Below are 18100 nucleotides of genomic sequence, written 5' to 3'. Positions count from 1 at the left end.
AGTCAAGTATCAATTTCGGGCAAAGATTGATGATACCCTGGTGTTTTATCCAGAGCATCACCACGGTGTTATTTGTGGTGATGCCATCGGCATGGGGCCAGCCCCGGATTAACTGATATCCCACACGCCTGCGCCATTTCCGGCGGGGGCGCGCTTTCTTATTACTGGCTTTATAACGAGTACCCCGCGCGTTGAAAGGGGAGGGCGGTAGCGTGTTCAGAGGATGGGATAATGACTGAGGCTTTTAAATATACCTGGCTGCTTCTGAAAGAAGAGCCGGTATACATACCACTGATTTTCATGATTACGGGTACTGGAGTTATTTCTGTTTTTTTTGTTCTGAAGGATTTCAGGTCATGGTGGAGTAAACTAATCCTCCTGGTAATTGATGTCTTATTTTGTTTGTTTATATTTATTGCTGCACTTGAACCTGAGTCTACTTATAAAAATATTCAACAAAGAAAAGATAATATTTCTTTTACGCTTAAAAACTGCAAGGTCTCCGCATTTGAAGCACAACAGGCAGGGTTGCTCGGGACAACAAAAGATGCCTGGTCCTGTCCTGATGGGATAACCCGCTACCTTCCTGTTAAGTACAGGCCAGAGGCTGGTTCGTCTGAAAAAATGCAGAGTGAATTGCACTGAATTTATTTACTGAAAGGTAAGGCTGGTTATGAGTGAATTATTCAAATGGGGTCTCGCGCTGGTCATTACTGTGGTCGGGTATGCTCTGTTGTTATCTTCTGACAGCCACGCTGTACCCGAGGCGCAGGCTCATCACTGGATTAATGACTGCCGGTTACTGGAGTCGAATATTGACAGGGGGTTTCTCTCTTCCGCGCAAAACCGGCTTCAGTGTGGTGACGTTATTGAAAATGTCAGCAAGGCTGATTATGACAGGGCGATAAATGGCGATAAGCAAATAAAAACCATCGCAGAATTAATTGAAGAACTGTTCGGCGTTAATTTATAAACGGAGACAATAAGGTATGCATACCTTCATTTTTCTGGTGCTGATGACACCGGCTAGTGCCGGTGGTATCTGGAGTATCACACCTATGCCCAATACGGATGTGTGCCTCAAAATGCTGCGTGCAGTCGAAGCGCGTGGAGGCAACAGAAGGTTCGGAAGTAATACGGGTGAGTGCATTGAAGTTAAAACGCGAGAACCCCTGAACAGTACGATGGAAACGCTGAACGGAGGCAGTCAATGAGAGCCTACTACCTTGAAGGAGATAATATTGAGTGGCTTATTGGTGTGTGCCTGATCCTTTTCGTTATCGGTGTTGTCGGTGCGCTGGCCATGTTTGTTATCCCTGAAAAGATTAATCTGCGAGTCTGCAGGGCTAATGTATTTTTCTTTAGTGCGCTTATGGCAGTGGTTGCGTTTGTCACACTTATCGTCTTTACCAGTCGGTCATTCACGATGGATGAGCTGGAAGCCGGGAGACACTGGAAAAATGACTGTAAACTCCTTGAGGCAAACATTCCGACGGGCGCATTTACCGAACCTGTTAATAAACTGGGTTGTGCCGGTGTCATCATTAATATACCGACGGTTCAGTATGATGAGTATATCCGCCAGTGGGAGTTATATAAGCGTGCAGGTAAATAGTTTTTAAATTCGCCTGAGCGACTTTCGGTGTTTATTTGTGTCTGCGATTTTAAAAATGGCTTTGCGTGATATATCCGCGAACTACAGCCTGATATTTCTCTGAATTTCTAAAATGTATTAAGGAATGCTCGCATGAGTAATAACATCATGGATACCGTCGCGCAGGCCGTGAACTCGCTGGTCTCTGCGCTGAAGCTGCCCGACGAATCTGCCAAAGCCAATGACACGCTGGGCAGCATGAACTTTCCGCAGTTCAGCCGTATCCTGCCTTATAAGGATTATGACTCTGCCACCGGGCTGTTTATTAATAACAAAACCGTCGGCTATATGTTTGAAGCGCGCCCGCTTCCCGGTGCGGATAAAGATATCGTCTCCACGCTGGAGCATTTACTGCGCAGTAAACTTCCCCGCGGTGTGCCGGTCAGTTTTCATCTGGTATCCAGTAAGCTGGTCGGGAATGATATCGACTACGGCCTGCGTGAATTCCGCTGGAGCGGTACACAGGCTAAAAAGTTTAATGCCATCACCCGCGCCTACTATCTCCGGGCAGCCGAAACACAGTTTCCCCTGCCGGACAATCTGGATTTGCCCCTGACGCTGCGTAACTACCGCGTCTACATCTCCTGCTGCGTGCCCCGCAAGAAGAACTCCACCTCGCAAATTGTGGAGCTGGAGAATCAGATTAAAGTGTTACGGGCATCGCTCGGCGGGGCTTACATCCCGACGCGTATTCTCGATGCAGCCGGGCTGGTCGAACTGATGCGGGAGCTGATTAACCCGGACCCGCACGAGATGTACCGGGTGCCGTACAAGCTGGACCCGTATCAGGACCTGAACTACCAGTGCGTGGATGACAGCTTCGACATGCAGGTCACCGCCGGTCACCTGAAAATCGGCCGCCTGGGGCGCGACGGGAAAGAGTGCGTGACCCGGGTGACGAACTACCACCTGGAGTGTGACCCGGAAATCGCCTTTCTCTGGACCGCGGCGGACAACTACGCCAACCTGCTGAACCCTGAGCTCTCCATCTCCTGCCCCTTTGTCATCACGCTGACGCTGATGGTCGAGGACCAGGTGAAAACCCAGAACGAAGCCAACCTGAAATTCATGGACGTGGAGAAGAAAAGCAAAACTTCCTATGCGAAGTATTTTCCGAACGTAATAAAAGAAGTGCAGGAGTGGGGCGATATCCGCCAGCGTCTGGCGACCAACCAGACCTCTCTGGTGTCCTACTTCTTTAACATCACCACGTATACCGCCGACAACGCAGAGGCCTCTCTCGCTACCGAACAGCAGGTGCTCAACAGCTACCGTAAGGGCGGTTTCCAGCTTATCCCGGCCCGCTACCATCACCTGCGTAATTTTCTGGCCATGATGCCGTTCAAGTGCGGCGAAGGCCTGTTTAAAGAGCTTCAGGCGGCAGGTGTGGTGAAGCGGGCTGAGACGTTCCAGGTGGCCAACCTTCTGCCGGTTGTTGCTGACAGTCCGCTGGCGCCGGCAGGACTCCTGGCCCCCACCTACCGTAACCAGCTGGCGTTCATCGACCTGTTCTACGAGGGAATGAACAACACCAACTTCAACATGGCGGTCTGCGGCACCTCCGGGGCGGGGAAAACCGGTCTGATCCAGCCCCTCATTCGCAGCGTGCTCGACTCCGGCGGTTTTGCCTGGGTCTTCGACATGGGCGACGGCTACAAGCTCCTGTGCGAAAACATGGGTGGCGTGTATCTCGACGGCGACTCGCTGAAGTTTAATCCGTTCGCCAATATTCTCGACGACGCGAACTTTGACCTGTCCGCCGAGCGTATCCGCGACCAGATGTCGGTGATGGCCAGTCCCAACGGCAACCTGGATGAAGTACACGAAGGTCTGCTCCTGCAGGCGGTCCGGGCGGCCTGGCTGAGTAAGCGCAACAAGGCGCGCATCGATGATGTGGTGGACTTCCTCCAGAGCGAGAAAGACAGTGAGGAATACGCCGACTCGCCGGGGGTGCGCAGCCGTCTTGATGACATGATCATCCTGCTCGACCAGTACACCGTGAACGGGCTGTACGGGGAGTACTTCAACTCCGATGAGCCGTCCCTGCACGACGATGCCCGGATGGTGGTCCTTGAGCTGGGCGGGCTGGAGTCGCGCCAGTCCCTGCTGGTCGCGGTGATGTTCTCGCTGATTATCTATATCGAGAACCGGATGTACCAGTCCCCGCGCAGCCTGAAAAAACTTAACGTTATCGATGAAGGCTGGCGACTGCTGGACTTCAAAAACGAGAAGGTCGGGACCTTTATCGAGAAGGGCTACCGGACGGCGCGCCGGCACACCGGGGCTTATATCACCATCACCCAGAACATCGTCGACTTCGACTCCCCGACCGCATCGAGCGCGGCACGGGCCGCCTGGGGTAACTCATCGTACAAGGCCATTCTGAAGCAGTCAGCGAAGGAGTTTGCGAAATACAACCAGCTGTATCCAGACCAGTTCAGCAAGCTTGAGAAAGACATGATTAACGGATTCGGCTCGGCCAAAGAGCAGTGGTTCTCCTCTTTTATGCTGCAGGTGGAGGCGAACTGCTCCTGGCATCGCCTGTTTGTCGACCCGCTCAGCAGGGCGATGTACTCCTCCAAAGGCCCGGACTTCGAGTACATGAAAGCGCGCCGGGCAGAAGGTGTCGATATTCACGATGCGGTGTACGGCCTGGCCTGCCGCAACTTTGACAGGGAGATGGCTGAGCTTGAATCCCGGATATCTGAAAACGACACAGAGGAAAACCGCTGATGGAAGAGAATGCAGAGCAACAAACGGAGCAGATGCAACAGCAGCAGAGGCCGGAACAGCAGCAAAACAAAGCGACATCGCGCACTTTCCGGCGGGTGCTGGTCATCACCGCCCTCGTCGTTTTTACCCTGGCCTGCAACGTCATGCTCACGCGGGTGATGCTGGCGTACACCACGCCACGGGTGGTGGCCTTCGATATGAAAAAGACGCTCGACAACTTTATGGACAGCGTCAGCCAGAAGCCACTGACTGAGGCGCAGTCAAAAGTGCTCTCGGACCGGTTTAACGAGGCACTGGAGAAGAGCCTGGCGGATTATCAGCAGCAACATCATGTGCTCATTCTGGTCTCACCCGCCGTGGTTCAGGGCGCATCCGATGTGACCCGCACCATTCAGCACGACATTGCCCGCCGGATGAAAGGAGCACAGCAATGATACGACTGAAAGGCTGCCTGCTCGCCAGCTGTCTTTTGTCGCCGCTGACACAGGCGGCCGACCTCGGGACCTGGGGGGATTTGTGGCCCGTGCGCGAGCAGGACATGCTGCAGCTCATCACGCAGCGTCTGCAGAAACTGCAGACCTCCGGTCAGTGGGACCAGACGATGGATGAATTTAAACAGCGCGTCATTGAAAACAGCCAGCGCCCGGCGCCGGTGGAGGGGATTAAACGGGCAGAGAAGTATGAGCAGCGCTGGTTTGACCCCAGCATCCGTCTGAGTGAAGACCTGAAAGACCATGAGGGGCGGGTGTTTGCCCGCAAGGGCGAAGTTGTGAACCCCCTGAAAACCGTGCCGTTTATGCAGACCCTGTATTTCATCAACGGGGATGACGCCGACCAGGTGGCGTGGATGAAGCGCCAGGTGCCGGAAACCCTGATGAGCAAGATTATCCTGGTGCGTGGCAGCGTGCCGGACACGTCCGCCGCACTGGACAGCCGGATTTATTTCGACCAGAACGGCGTGTTGAGCCAGCGCTTTGGCCTGACCACGGTGCCGGCGCGTATCACGCCGGCTCCGTCTGGTGAACGGCTGAATATTGAGACCTTCCCGCCGGCCCCGCAGCCATGAACCGACGAGACTGGCCGGCAGGTCGTCACACAGCAAGCCGGGAAGACGGCACAACTCAGAGGACGAAGAACATGACATCCAACAGTCGTATCAATCCGGGCAACACCCTTCACCGCAATGATAGTACGGTCTGCTGCGAGAGTCTGACCGCTGAAGCATGGGGGCATCATGATAAATAAGGCTCTGGCACTCATTTTATATTGCCTGCGCTGGCTGGTCTGGGCAGTCCATTACCTGGTTATGTGGCCTGCTGCAACGGTAATGCTGTTTGTAATCTTAATTTTCTGGCTGCGTGACACCACGCCGGGCCAGGTAGCGGCAGACGAAATAGCGGCTTCAACGCGATATGTAAATTATGGGGAATTCAGGACACCGGGAGGGTGTGGTCCGAACTTAGGCGGTCCTTTATTCGGAGAGCACTGTCGTAGCACGGATGCTGCGGGTTATGCCGATTATATAAAAGAGAGTATTGACGAATTGTGGCGCGGAACCTGGAAAGCGCTTTGGATCGTAATGGCGCTGGTATATGCAGGACTGTCCTGGCTTCTGGGGTGCTTTCCCCGTTTCCCTCGCCATGTATTTGTCAAAGTGGCAGGTGACGCGGGAAGCGTCACCCTTCCCGATAACCGGCTCAGGGAGACAGATCAGAAATGAAAGCTGCTGTGTTCTTTCTCATCTGCATGACTTTTTCGGTATTCTCGGGCCGCGCCGCTGCAGACCCTTCCTGTGAGGGACGATTTGTTAACCCGATCACCGATGTATGCTGGCGCTGTATCTTCCCCCTGTCGCTCGGCAGCGTGCAGGTCGGCAAAGGCGACCTGCCGGATACCAGCAATCCCGGCAGTCCCCTGCAGCTCTGCCCGGCTCCGCCGCCGCTGTTTGTTCGCCCCGGTCTGGCCATCGGGTACTGGGAGCCCATGGCGATGACGGACGTCAGCCGTTCCCCGGGCTGCATGGTTAATCTGGGGGGATTCAGCATCAACCTCGGCAAGACCGGCATGGGGACCGCGAAAAAGGACGACAAACAGGTGAACGGGGCCTTCTATCACGTGCACTGGTACAAATACCCGCTGACGTACTGGCTGAACATCATCACGTCAGCAGGCTGCCTGGAAGGGGGCGATATGGATATTGCGTATCTTTCCGAGATTGACCCGACCTGGGTGGACAGCAGCCTGACTACCATCCTGAATCCGGAAGCCATTCTGTTTGCCAACCCGATTGCGCAGGGCGCCTGTGCTGCTGATGCGATGGCCAGCGCGTTTCATATGCCGCTGGATGTTCTGTTCTGGTGCGCCGGCTCTCAGGGTTCGATGTATCCCTTCAGCGGCTGGGTCAGCAACGAGTCCAGTCCGCTGCAGTCCTCGTTACTGGTCAGCGAGCGCATGGCGTACAAGCTTCACCGGCAGGGACAAATCATGGAGAGCATCGGCAAGGACAAGGCGGTCTGTTATGAGTACCCGTCCCCGATTATCCCCAAAGAGCGCTGGCGCTATCAGATGGTGAACATGTACCCCGACAGCGGTCAGTGCCATCCCGTGGGTCGCAGCGTGATGCGCTGGGAAGCGGGACGAAATCCCCCCAACTCACGAAAGAACTACGGCTATCTGATGTGGCGTAAACGTAACTGCGTCTTCCTCTGACAGGAGTCTCCGATGAAATTTATCAATGCGATGATTGTGATGGCCTTACTGACCATGAAGGTGTGTGGGGCCGTTGGCCCCACAACCGAAGACAGAGCCTGGCTGAAACAGCAGGAGAATTTAAGCGAGCAGCTGCGCCAGCATCCCGACAGACAGCTGCGGGAGGAGCTGGAAGCGCAAATTAAGCGCAATCCACTCAACCGCTCAGACAGCCAGTTTATCGATAATCTTCTGAGCCAGCAGAAAGCAGCGAATCAGGAAAAACCGACAGAAGGGGCACTGTATTTTGTCTCCTTCTCGATACCGGAAGAGGGGCTGAAGCGCATGCTGCATGAAACCCGCCAGTACGGTATTCCGGCAACACTGCGGGGACTGATTAATAACGATATGAAGACCACCACTGACGCGGTGCTGCAGCTGGTAAAGGACGGTGTCACCGATGGCGTCCAGATCGATCCGACGCTGTACTCACAATACAACATCCGGAGTGTCCCGGCCCTGGTGGTCCGTTGTCAGACGGGGTTCGACGTGGTGCGCGGCAATATTCGCCTGAAACAGGCGCTGGAGAAAGTGGCGGAAACAGGTGACTGCGCACAGACGGCCAGAACAATGCTGGGAGGTGTCCGGTGAAAGAACTCCCGCTCATTCTGACACTGCACGCCTCTGTCCTCAGTGCCTTCATCTGGCTGGCATCACCGGCCTGTGCTGACAGCGGTACCGACTATAAAGCCGGGTCGGATTTTGCGAAGCAGGTGCAGGGCAGCGGGATTGACTCGCTGAAAAACTTCAGCGGCGAGCAAAACCTGCCGGGGTATACCGACAGCCCGGACCAGACAAAATACTACGGTGGCGTCACTGCCAGCGGAGACAGTGCCCTGAAAGGTGACTCGGCCGCTGAGTTCAGCCAGGGCGAGACCGGTAAAACCATTACGGAGTCATTCACAAACCGGCCTCCGGACCTGGTTTCCCCGGAGGCACCGTTTATTCAGTCGGCAAAAGACATCGAATCCCGGGCGGATACGATTGTCGGGGATACCGGACAGGCCTGTACGGCCCAGGTGGTTAACCGCAGTGAATTCACGAACCACACCTGTGAGCGCGACCTTCAGGTTGAGCAGTACTGTATGCGGACGGCGACCATTACCGGTCACTATAACGATACGACGACGACTGATGTGTACAGCGTGGCGCTGAAGGATGCCTGGCAGGAGGGCGACCAGGTCAAAGTGCGCTTCAGTTTCGGTGTGACCGGGACACTTATTCATGCAGAGGCGCAGTATTTCATTACCAGCCTGCCGAATTATGCGCCACCGGGGCAGGCAAGGACGCTCTATGCCCTTGGCGGTTCGGTTCGTGTGGAAGGGGGGCAGGAGTGGAAAACCCTTTCCGGTGGCGGTTATCAGGTTGTGGAGGGCCGGGACGAGATTATGACCATTAAGCTGCATGACAGCTATTCGGTCAGCTACTTCGCCGGCATACTGGCCCGGAATCTCCGCTCCGGTTACATCACTCTGAACATCCGCGCCACAATGCAGGTCGCCTCAAAAGAGTGGGAGCCTGACGTCACCTGGGTTGAGAACTGCGCCTTTAACAAAGATGAAGGAAACAAAACATCGTCAGAATGTACTGAGCCGGGAAGCACGAAAGAGGTCTGGCAGGACGGGAAAGCGTACCCGGTTTATCAGGCCTGCTGGGCTTACAGGGACACGTACATTACTCAGCCTGCAGATTTTGGTGCCTGTCAGTCTCTGATGGATAACAAAGCCTGCACCCTGTCATCCCGCCAGTGCGCCTTTTACAGTGAGGACGGAAGCGGGACCTGTCTTCATGAGTACGCTACGTTCTCCTGTGAGACGCGGACCAGCGGGAAGCAGATGATTTGCGGCGGGGATGTGTTCTGTCTCGATGGCGAATGCGATAAGGCGGCCTCCGGGAAGAACAATGATTTTGGTCAGGCAGTCTCCGAACTGGCCGCCCTGGCGGCAGCCGGTAAGGACGTGGCTGAGATGGACGGCGTGAATGTCAGGGCCTTCACCGGCAACGCGAAATACTGCAAGAAGTTCGCCGCCGGATTCAGTAACTGCTGCAAGGACAGTGGCTGGGGGCAGGATGTGGGGCTGGCGCGCTGCAGCGGCGAAGATAAGGCGCTCGCGAAAGCCAAAGCCAACAAGCTGACCATCAGCATCGGGGAGTTCTGTTCGAAAAAAGTCCTGGGTGTCTGTCTGGAGAAAAAGCGCAGCTACTGTCAGTTTGATTCAAAACTGGCGCAGATTGTTCAGCAGCAGGGACGAAACGGCCAGCTGCATATCGGATTTGGCGGCGCGAAAAGCCCGGACTGTCGGGGTATCAGCGTGGATGAGCTTCAGCGTATCAACTTTGACCAGCTGGATTTCACGAACTTCATGGAGGATTTAATGAAGAACCAGTCTATTCCTGAGAACTCAGCGCTGACAGAAAAAACGAAAGAACGCATCAAAGAGCTTCTCACACAGTCTTCTGCAAAGTAACCCCTCTTTAATAACATACATATCTAAAGGTGATTAAATGGCCGCGTCATTCATGGTGGTTGTTCTGCTTGTGGTCTTTCTTTTTATTCCGACTGGTATTGCTTTATGCATGTCAGGCCGCAGTCTGCTCCTGATATTCCTGGGTGCCCTGACGTGCCAGGCCGCTGTTGCCGTTGCGTTTGCAGGACTGTCTGCCCGGGGCTGGTCTGAGTCGATGGGGATGGGGGCGGCATCACTCATTTTCTACGTTATCGGGCTGCACAAGGCTGACGGTGTAAAACAGAATACTCGTAACGGGAGAGAAAAGAATGAAAGTTAATTTTCACAAACATCCTGCCGTCGATTTTTCGCTGAGACTGGCGCTGACGATAATTATTATTTCTCCGGTGCTGTACTTTTCATGGGATGCCGTCAAAGGAACATCAGGCAGTGATTATATCCTGAGCGTTATCTTTATTCTCTGCATGGGCGGTGTCGGACTTATGAATTATCTGTTTTTTTCGGCGCTGACCAGACTTTTACAGAAGGGAAAATAAAGGAGCAGGGATGGAAGAGAAAAAGTCGTATGGAATGGTGGTGCTGTTTGTCAGCGTGTTTGTTGTTTTTCTGGTGAGCATCATGTCTTACAGCCTGTGGCGGGACAAACAGATTAGTGCATTTATGGCCACCAACCGTGCCTGGGGTATCCAGTGTGACCGGATTTCTCAGGTCGCGTGGGTGGTCCGGGGTGGGGAGCGGGTGAATTTAACGATAACCGATCTCCCCCTTTACTGCAGCAGCTACCGCTTTGAACTGCGCAATGGTCAGGGTGAAGTCATTCACCTGCTCGATAAACACGCTGCCTACCAGCAACTTTCCCGCCAGCCACACTGATTAAAACAGGTAGTTATCATGCGAAAAATACACACCGCCCTTCTGGCGGGGTGCCTTTGCTGCACCCTGTTGCCGGCTTTCGCCAAAGATGCGGGCTGGCAGTGGTACAACGAGAAACTGAAGTCCCGGGAAGCTGAAAAGCCGCCAGTACCGGCGGCCCCGCCACCGCAAATGGATATTCTCCAGAAGCAGGCTCTCCTGCAGCAGGCGACTAAGAAAGCCCTGGCGGAAGCCATTATGTACCCCTCGGTACCGGCCTTTGTGAAGTACTTCCGGCTGCAGAACTACTGGACGCAGCAGGCCGGCCTGTTCTCGATGAGCGCGAAGAAGGCCATGCTGGCGCACCCGGAGCTCGATTACAACCTGCAGTACAGCCACTACAACGGCACGGTAAAAAACCAGCTGGCGGCCGACTATGCCGAACAGCGCCGGGCTATCTCGACCCTCGCGCAGCATTTTGGCGTGATGTTCTTCTACCGGGGCCGCGAAGCCATCGATGGCCAGCTGGTCCAGGTGATTCAGAACTTCCGCGAAACCTACGGCCTGAGCGTGATACCGGTGTCGGTCGACGGCGTCATTAACCCCATGCTGCCCGACAGCCGGACAGACCAGGGACAGGCCGCACAACTCGGTGTGAAGTTCTTCCCCGCGATGATGCTGGTCAACCCGAAAAGCGGCCAGGTGAAGCCGCTGAGTTACGGCTTCATCAGCCAGGACGACCTGGCGAAACAGTTCCTCTATGTCTCCAGCGACTTTAAACCAAACTTTTGAGGATTAACGGATGATTTATTTTCGGGCTGGATGTATTGCTCTGCTTTTTATCACCATTCCGGCGCTGGCATCAGAAATAATGGGTATTCCTGAGGGTAGTCGGATTTTTTGGTTTGGGATTTTTCCAGCAATATGCTTGCTTTTTCCTGTTTTACTTGGCTCAATAAATACTGGTAAAAATTTTCTTTGTGAGTATTTGGTGTGTGCATTAACTGTTCTGACTGTTCAGATACCATTTCTCGTTAAAATATCCTCACACTCTTATTTTTTCCTGTTCATTATAGCCGGGGTTGTGCAGACTATTATTCCACTGGTTGTGCATGTGGGTATGCTTGCAGTTGTTTCGGGGGGGCATTCTGGTTTGATAAAAAGAAATGTCTGCATTAGTGGAGCGTCATTGGCAATGGCGCTCTGCGTTTGGTTTGGAATCATGTGTCTATTTAAATAATAAGTATGCTAGTTTCTCTCCAAATATATCGTCGAATTTATAGTAGATTGCAAACTGAATAAGAAAAATCCACACCATAAACAAGAAAAGGGCAGTGAGAGCCTTGGTTAGTTGAATGATATAAATGAACGCCATTTGAAACATCCAGTATGACAATCCCAAAATTGTTAGTAGGCATAATGTAATGACAATGTAGTCCGGAATGTTTTGAGGGGGCAGTGAAAGAGATAAAATATATGCAATGAATATTATTGCCGCATTTCCTAAAAGAGTTTCCCGGATAAGGTCCCTGATTGTCAGGAGTCTGTCTTGTCTGTCTTTATCTATTTTTATGTCCATTCTCTCTCCGAACTCTATTGATTGTAGTTTGGTCTGATGCGCGGTAATGAGTAAAGCACATTCAAAAACTTAAGTCTAAAAACTGAAGGATGATATATGCGAAAGATTCGGTTCCCCGATTTGGATATTACGGGAATGTGGGTGCTGGCCGTGGGAGTGTTTTCCCATCTGATAGCCAGGCTTGTCAGAAAACAGCCTGAAATGGCCGTGCAGGCCGCTGAAATTCTGGGATTAGGAATGGTCATCTTCGGCGGGTACCGCATTCTCAATGCCCTTATTGCTGAAGCCGAAAAGGAGGAGAAAGCCCGTGAAAAGCAGCCTGAAGAACACAACTAAAACAGCAGCAACCACAGCAACTTTACTCCTGGCCCTCTCCGGCATGGCGCACGGGGGAACACTCGATGAGGTGAAGTCACTCTGGGACCCGCAGGGCATCTCCGGTGTGGCATCAGCCTCCCGGCAGGATGATGCTCCTCGAGCTGTGATGCCTGCCACCCAGCCTCGCTGGCTCCGGCTCAGTAACGGCAGGCAAGTGGACCTGCGGGACTGGAAAGTGGTGTTGTTCATGCAGGGGAAGTGCCCGTACTGCCATAAGTTTGACCCGGTCCTGAAGCAGCTGGCCACGCAGTACGGCTTCTCTGTCTTCCCCTATACCATTGACGGGCAGGGCGATGAGGCCTTTCCGGAGGCGCTGCCGGTACCACCTGAGGTGATGCAGACCTTTTTCCCCAATATCCCGGTGGCCACGCCGACCACGTTTCTGGTCAACGTGAACACGCTGGCCGCTTACCCGGTTCTGCAGGGCGCCACGGATGCGCAGGGCTTTATGGCGCGAGTGGATACAGTATTTCAGATGATGGGGATGCCCAAAAATGAATATTAAAAAATCATTAAATCTGCGGCCTTCTGATTTAAGTAAAAAGAGTTTATATTTTCAATGCATGATGTATGTTGTGTTTTTAACGGGCGCTATCATTTTTACTGGAAAAAATCTTGAGTGTCTTATTAATGGAATGTGTGTTTTATGGGGTCTTTTCGTAAATAATTTCGGTCTGGCTGTGGTGCTGGTTTTTAGTGTCTTTTTTGCTATGGTTCTTTCAGTTTCTGCTGGGGGGTATCCATATGATGATTTTAAGCCGGTGTTAATATTTTATGGGAATTCAGTCTCTGTTGTTTGTCAGGTTTTCGCCCTGCTGGTTTTGCGGGCATGGCAGTGGGATTTTTTTGCTGTGGCAGGAACGTTCCTTCTGACTCAGTTTATAACCGGATATATGACAGGTGGCATCCAGAGAGATATATCAGAAGGCAGGGTTCTGGATGATGCATTCCATATCATCGCTGAACTCTGGGTCCTGTTACCCATGTCAATTTTTTGTTGGGGGGTGTCATGGGTTTATTATACAGCCCTGTTTAATTCTTAATGACTGAAATGAATAAACGACTAATGCTAAACGTTATACCGAATTCAATTAAGACAACCCATATCGCAAAGTACGCTCTGTTTATTTTTGTATCTCGTTGCAGTAATTCTTCAAATAAGGGGCGAAGAGTGTAGATTACCCAGGAGAGAACGAACAGGCAGCTTAATATCGACATTGTTAAAATAATAAGCCAGACGATGATGGGGCTGTCCTTGAAGTATAAGGAAGGTGTTATCAGGAATAATATTAACGAACTGCTTGTCAGTGTATCTCTGAATATATTTCGTAAAATATCCTGAGAGTTTTTGTCTTCCAGCATTCTTATCATTTTTCCGAATGGTAGCTTCATGATTAACACTCCTTTTATAAATGCTGTCAACCGGGCATAGAGGGCAACATATGTATCTGTTTTCACCGTGGTTCAGAACGATTTATTCTTACAGAAGTCGTTTCCGTCTTCAACGTATATTGCTGAGTTGTCTTTTGGGGGGGATATCGTTCAACACCGCCGCCGATGTGAATGGCGATATGAATAACTTCTTCAACAAACTGGGGTTCGCGTCCAATACCAGTCAGCCACAGGTCTGGCAGGGGCAGGCGGCGGGCTACGCCTCCGGTGGTTCGCTGTATGCCAGAACGCAGGTCAAATCCATCCAGCTGGTCAGCATGACCCTGCCGGATATCAACGCTGGCTGCGGCGGCATCGATGCGTACCTGGGCTCATTCAGCTTCATTAACAGCGAGCAGCTGCAGCGCTTCGGCAAACAAATCATGTCCAACGCCGCAGGCTACTTCTTTGACCTTGCCCTGCAGACTACGGTACCCGAAATCAAAACTGCCAAAGACTTCCTGCAGAAAATGGCCAGCGACATTAACAGCATGAACCTCAGTTCGTGCCAGGCCGCACAGGGCATTGTGGGTGGCCTGTTCCCCCGCACCCAGGTGGCGCAGCAGAAGGTCTGCCAGGACATTGCCGGTGAAAGCAATATTTTTGCCGACTGGGCGGCATCGCGTCAGGGCTGTTCGGTTGGCGGGCAGATGGGCAAGGTGCAGGATAAAGCCAGCGATAAGGACAAGGAGCGCGTCATGAAGAACATCAATATCATGTGGAATGCCCTGTCCAAAAACCGGCTCTTTGACGGCAATAAGGAGCTGAAGGAGTTTGTGATGACGCTCACCGGGACGCTGGTCTTCGGTGAGAACAGTGAAATCACCCCGCTGCCGGCGCGTACCACCGACCAGGACCTGATTAAAGCCATGATGGAAGGGGGTACGGCTAAAATCTACCACTGCAACGATTCTGAAAAATGCCTGAAAGTAGTCGCAGACGCGACGGTCACCATTGCCGCCGACAAGGCGCTTAAGAGCCAGATTTCGACACTTCTGAGCAGTATTCAGAGCAAGGCGGTAATGGACCAGGCCCTGACGGAGCAGGAGAAGGGCTTTATCTCCAGCACCACCATCCCGGTGTTCAAATACATTGTCGACCCGCAGATGCTGGGTATTTCAAACACGCTGATTTATCAGCTCACGGACTATATCGGCTACGACATTCTGCTGCAGTACATCCAGGAGCTTATTCAGCAGGCCCGGGCCATGATTGCCACAGGCAACTACCCGCAGTCGACAATGGATTTAATTCTGGAAAACCTGAATCAGGCGAGCGTGCAGATTGCCGCCTTTCAGGCGCGTGTTCAGGTCCAGCAGGATGCGATGCTGGTTGTTGACCGGCAGATGAGTTACATGCGCCAGCAGGTGTCCGCCCGCATGATGACCCGCTACCAGAACAACTACCATTTCGGAGGGAGCCTCTGATGACGCCACTTGAAATCTACACCATCGCCGGGGGCGACTGGCTGCGGGGTAATCTCAATGCCATCGCGGCGTTCATGGGGACCGCCACCTGGTCGTCCATTGAGAAAATGTGCATCGCGTTTTCGGTGCTGATTGTGACCGTCAGCTGGGTGAAAAAACACAACATCATGGACCTTGTCGGTTGGGTGTTTTCCCTGACCCTGGTCTCGATGCTGGTTGTCGTCCGTACACCTGTACAGATAATCGACTACAGCAACGTGGCGCAGGTCTACAAAGTGGATAACGTCCCGGTTGGCCTGGCCATTCCGGCGTCGCTGACCACGCGTGTGGGTAATGCCCTGGTACAGAGCTACGAGATGATTTTCTCCCTGCCCGACAGTGTCACCTACAGTAAGACCGGGATGCTGTTTGGCGGAAACCTGGTGGCGAAAAGCACGGATTTTGTTTCGCAGAACCCCGAAATTACCACGCTGTTCTCCGACTATGTCCAGAACTGCGTGATGGGTGACATCTTTCTCAATGGCAAATACACCCTTGAAGAACTGATGAACTCGCCCGACCCGTACACACTGGTGTTTTCTAATCCCAGCCCGCTGAGAGGGGTATTCGATAAAAACAACAAGTTCCAGACCTGTCTGGAGGCTTCACGTGATTTGAAGTCAGCGTTAGCACTCGACTCTCAGACCGGCGGGAAAACATGGAGTTATTATGTACGCCAGCTGTTTGGCGGCAAACCGAATCCGGACCTGCTGTTCAGCCAGATGATAGGCGACAGTTACAGCTACTTCTACAGCTCAGGCCAGAATGCCGGGCAGATTATCCGGCAGAATGTCACCATGAATGCGCTGCGCAACGGCATCCAGAGTTACGCGGCCCGCAGCGGCGACACGGCAAGTCTGGTGAACATCGCCAACACCACGTCGCTGGAGAAACAACGCCTGGCACAGGCCACGATGGGGCATCAGGCCCTGCGCTCCCTGCCAATGATGCAGACGGTGATCATGGGTATCATGATTGGGTTGTTCCCCATACTGATTATGAGCGCGATGTTCAACATGATGACGCTGCAGGTGATAAAGGGCTACGCGTTTGCCCTGATATGGCTGCAGTCCTGGCCACTTGTCTTCTCCATCCTGAACAGCGCGATGGCCTACTACGCAAAACAGAACGGTGTCCCTGTGGTTCTCTCTGAGCTCTCTCAGGTGCAGTTGAAGAATTCGGATATTGCGACAACGGCCGGGTATATCTCGATGATGATACCGCCGCTCACCTGGTATATGGTCAAAAATATCGGTGCCGGCTTCTCCAGCGCATACAGCCACTTTGCCTCTTCGGGACTCAGCTCGACGTCTCAGGCTTCATCGGGAGTTGTGGATGGTAATTACTCCTTCTCAAACATGCAGATGGAAAACGTCAGCGGCTACAGCTGGGGTACCAACAGCACGACCAGCTTCGGGCAGATGTCGCGGCAGCTGGGGAATGGGGCAATGAGCACGCAGACCAGGGATGGCTCAATGGTCTGGGACAGTGGTGGTGCAATGTCAAAACTGCCGGTGGATATCAACGTCGGTCGTCAGATAGCCAGTGCGCAGCAGCAGATGGCCAGAGAGTCGGATGTGCAGGCTGAAAGTGCTCTGCATGGTTATAACAGCAGCGTGACAAGTGCCTGGAACAGCCTGCAGCAGTTCGGCACAAATAAAGGGAACAGCGCGTCGACAACAACCGGGGCCGATAATACTGAGTCGTCGCAGGACTCAATGGCCAGAAGCAAGATGTGGAATGCCGTTGTTTCAAATGCTAAAGCCAATAACATCAGCAACGAGCAATCCTTCCAGAATCTTATGGATGAAAATACGAGAGGTTCGGTCAATGGTGAAATTTATGGCAGCGCTAAAGTAAGTGGTGGATTTGAAGTTTTCGGTACCGGAGGACGAGCGGAAGCCGGTGGAAAAATTTCAATAAATGGTACTGCTAGTTCTGGTTCAACAGATTCGGTTGGACAATCAGGCCGTAAATCAGAAGACAGTCGTCATGATATAAGTAGTCAGGCAGCTAAAGACTTTAAAGAAGGATCAGATTACTTTACCAGTCGAAAAAATTCCACATCAGGCAATATTACGGATAATAATGCCAGTTCACGTGTTGACCAGTTTGCAGCATCACTCTCAAGTGCTAAAAACAGCTATGACCAGTATACGAATAGCCGGACACGCAGTCATGAATACAGTGAAATGGCTTCACGGACAGAGAGCATGAGCGGCCAGATGAGTGAAAATCTGACTCAGCAGTTTGCTAACTTTGTCCAGCAACGTTCACCGCAGAATGCAGAATCCATACTGACCAACACAAGTTCGCCAGAAGTTGCTGCGCAACGTGAAGCCCTAGCGCGTGAGTTCGTCAAAGCTCAGGTTGAGCCTAAGATTGATGGTGCTTACCAACAAGGGCGAGAGTCCATTGGCCAGAACATGTCTGGTGTATCAGGTGGTGGTGATCGTGGTACGGTAATGAACGACTACGGACATAATGCTGGTAGCATTGATACCATGACTCGGGATGCTGGAATTAAAGATAATGTTGGTCAGTCAGTTGATACAATGCTGTCTAAAAATAAACAGGCGCACCGAGAAAGCCAACAGGGAATTCAGCAGAAGGGTGGTGAAGTGAAGAAACAACAGAGCGATCTGGAAAATCACCACAAAACAGCAGGAAATAAATTTGAAAGTGAATATAATGTCAGAAGGGAACATCAAGAGTTAATTCCCGGGGCTGATTCCCGAGATGAGTTGACGAAAAAGGCTCTCGATTTCCAGGAGAAGCATAAGCGTTAAGA

Annotated in this window: 21 protein-coding genes; all 21 read left to right on the top strand. The window is 52.5% G+C overall.

Annotation, left to right across the window (positions count from 1 at the left end; all coding sequences use genetic code 11):
* The first annotated feature begins 231 nt into the window (after nt 1-231).
* The 21 genes from ACE3MN_RS27360 (at nt 232) to traG (ending at nt 18098) form a co-directional block, all read left to right on the top strand.
* The gene (locus ACE3MN_RS27360) at nt 232-645 is read left to right on the top strand and encodes a hypothetical protein (protein ID WP_224236395.1); all 414 of its coding nucleotides are present in this window, start codon (nt 232-234) and stop codon (nt 643-645) included.
* A 28-nt stretch (nt 646-673) separates the two neighbouring features.
* A complete protein-coding gene (locus tag ACE3MN_RS27355; RefSeq protein WP_020315144.1) occupies nt 674-973 on the top strand; it encodes a hypothetical protein in 300 nt (99 codons plus the stop codon).
* Between the two features lie 16 nt (nt 974-989).
* Entirely contained in the window at nt 990-1214 is a 225-nt protein-coding gene (locus ACE3MN_RS27350; RefSeq protein ID WP_022644711.1) for a hypothetical protein, read from the top strand.
* On the top strand, nt 1211-1615 hold the full coding sequence (locus ACE3MN_RS27345) for a hypothetical protein (RefSeq protein WP_155553381.1): 405 nt from the start codon (nt 1211-1213) through the stop codon (nt 1613-1615). The genes ACE3MN_RS27350 and ACE3MN_RS27345 overlap by 4 nt, the downstream gene beginning before the upstream one ends.
* Before the next feature lie 132 nt (nt 1616-1747).
* The gene (gene traC, locus ACE3MN_RS27340) at nt 1748-4387 is read left to right on the top strand and encodes a type IV secretion system protein TraC (RefSeq protein WP_375364396.1); all 2640 of its coding nucleotides are present in this window, start codon (nt 1748-1750) and stop codon (nt 4385-4387) included.
* 32 nt (nt 4388-4419) lie between these two features.
* Nucleotides 4420-4821 carry a type-F conjugative transfer system protein TrbI gene (gene trbI / locus ACE3MN_RS27335; RefSeq protein WP_051800694.1) on the top strand — a complete coding sequence of 134 codons (402 nt, stop codon included), beginning with the start codon at nt 4420-4422 and terminating at the stop codon, nt 4819-4821.
* Nucleotides 4818-5453: a type-F conjugative transfer system protein TraW gene (gene traW, locus ACE3MN_RS27330; protein WP_142446408.1), complete on the top strand. Its 636-nt coding sequence runs from the start codon at nt 4818-4820 to the stop codon at nt 5451-5453. The genes trbI and traW overlap by 4 nt, the downstream gene beginning before the upstream one ends.
* 168 nt (nt 5454-5621) lie before the next feature.
* On the top strand, nt 5622-6107 hold the full coding sequence (locus ACE3MN_RS27325) for a conjugal transfer protein TraP (RefSeq protein WP_142446409.1): 486 nt from the start codon (nt 5622-5624) through the stop codon (nt 6105-6107).
* 26 nt (nt 6108-6133) lie between these two features.
* Nucleotides 6134-7096 (top strand): conjugal transfer pilus assembly protein TraU, encoded by a 963-nt coding sequence (gene traU / locus ACE3MN_RS27320; RefSeq protein ID WP_375364429.1) that lies wholly within the window; start codon nt 6134-6136, stop codon nt 7094-7096.
* A 12-nt stretch (nt 7097-7108) separates the two neighbouring features.
* Nucleotides 7109-7726, top strand: a complete 618-nt coding sequence (gene trbC / locus ACE3MN_RS27315; RefSeq protein WP_219719430.1) for a type-F conjugative transfer system pilin assembly protein TrbC — start codon at nt 7109-7111, stop codon at nt 7724-7726.
* Nucleotides 7723-9603 carry a type-F conjugative transfer system mating-pair stabilization protein TraN gene (traN, locus tag ACE3MN_RS27310; RefSeq protein WP_142446412.1) on the top strand — a complete coding sequence of 627 codons (1881 nt, stop codon included), beginning with the start codon at nt 7723-7725 and terminating at the stop codon, nt 9601-9603. The genes trbC and traN overlap by 4 nt, the downstream gene beginning before the upstream one ends.
* Before the next feature lie 37 nt (nt 9604-9640).
* Nucleotides 9641-9922: a hypothetical protein gene (locus ACE3MN_RS27305; protein ID WP_064174416.1), complete on the top strand. Its 282-nt coding sequence runs from the start codon at nt 9641-9643 to the stop codon at nt 9920-9922.
* Nucleotides 9912-10139 carry a conjugal transfer protein TrbE gene (locus ACE3MN_RS27300; protein WP_142446413.1) on the top strand — a complete coding sequence of 76 codons (228 nt, stop codon included), beginning with the start codon at nt 9912-9914 and terminating at the stop codon, nt 10137-10139. The genes ACE3MN_RS27305 and ACE3MN_RS27300 overlap by 11 nt, the downstream gene beginning before the upstream one ends.
* Nucleotides 10140-10149: 10 nt before the next feature.
* Nucleotides 10150-10476 (top strand): hypothetical protein, encoded by a 327-nt coding sequence (locus ACE3MN_RS27295; RefSeq protein ID WP_142446414.1) that lies wholly within the window; start codon nt 10150-10152, stop codon nt 10474-10476.
* An 18-nt stretch (nt 10477-10494) separates the two neighbouring features.
* Nucleotides 10495-11247 carry a type-F conjugative transfer system pilin assembly protein TraF gene (traF, locus tag ACE3MN_RS27290; protein ID WP_142446415.1) on the top strand — a complete coding sequence of 251 codons (753 nt, stop codon included), beginning with the start codon at nt 10495-10497 and terminating at the stop codon, nt 11245-11247.
* 10 nt (nt 11248-11257) lie between these two features.
* Nucleotides 11258-11695 carry a hypothetical protein gene (locus ACE3MN_RS27285; RefSeq protein WP_142446416.1) on the top strand — a complete coding sequence of 146 codons (438 nt, stop codon included), beginning with the start codon at nt 11258-11260 and terminating at the stop codon, nt 11693-11695.
* 435 nt (nt 11696-12130) lie between these two features.
* Nucleotides 12131-12370, top strand: coding sequence for a type-F conjugative transfer system pilin chaperone TraQ (traQ, locus tag ACE3MN_RS27280; protein WP_142446418.1), 240 nt, complete (start codon nt 12131-12133; stop codon nt 12368-12370).
* Nucleotides 12342-12917: a type-F conjugative transfer system pilin assembly thiol-disulfide isomerase TrbB gene (gene trbB, locus ACE3MN_RS27275; RefSeq protein ID WP_142446419.1), complete on the top strand. Its 576-nt coding sequence runs from the start codon at nt 12342-12344 to the stop codon at nt 12915-12917. The genes traQ and trbB overlap by 29 nt, the downstream gene beginning before the upstream one ends.
* The gene (locus ACE3MN_RS27270; RefSeq protein WP_224232543.1) at nt 12907-13455 is read left to right on the top strand and encodes a hypothetical protein; all 549 of its coding nucleotides are present in this window, start codon (nt 12907-12909) and stop codon (nt 13453-13455) included. Before trbB ends, ACE3MN_RS27270 begins: the two co-directional genes overlap by 11 nt.
* A 465-nt stretch (nt 13456-13920) precedes the next feature.
* Nucleotides 13921-15270 (top strand): conjugal transfer pilus assembly protein TraH, encoded by a 1350-nt coding sequence (gene traH / locus ACE3MN_RS27265; protein ID WP_142446433.1) that lies wholly within the window; start codon nt 13921-13923, stop codon nt 15268-15270.
* Nucleotides 15270-18098, top strand: coding sequence for a conjugal transfer mating-pair stabilization protein TraG (traG, locus tag ACE3MN_RS27260; protein WP_375364395.1), 2829 nt, complete (start codon nt 15270-15272; stop codon nt 18096-18098). The genes traH and traG overlap by 1 nt, the downstream gene beginning before the upstream one ends.
* Nucleotides 18099-18100 lie beyond the last annotated feature (2 nt).

It is taken from the genome of Klebsiella grimontii (assembly GCF_042137965.1).
In the GTDB taxonomy this organism is placed as follows: Bacteria; Pseudomonadota; Gammaproteobacteria; order Enterobacterales; family Enterobacteriaceae; genus Klebsiella; species Klebsiella grimontii.
Note: the sequence above shows the minus strand (reverse complement) of the source record. Positions and strands in the feature narration are given on the sequence as shown.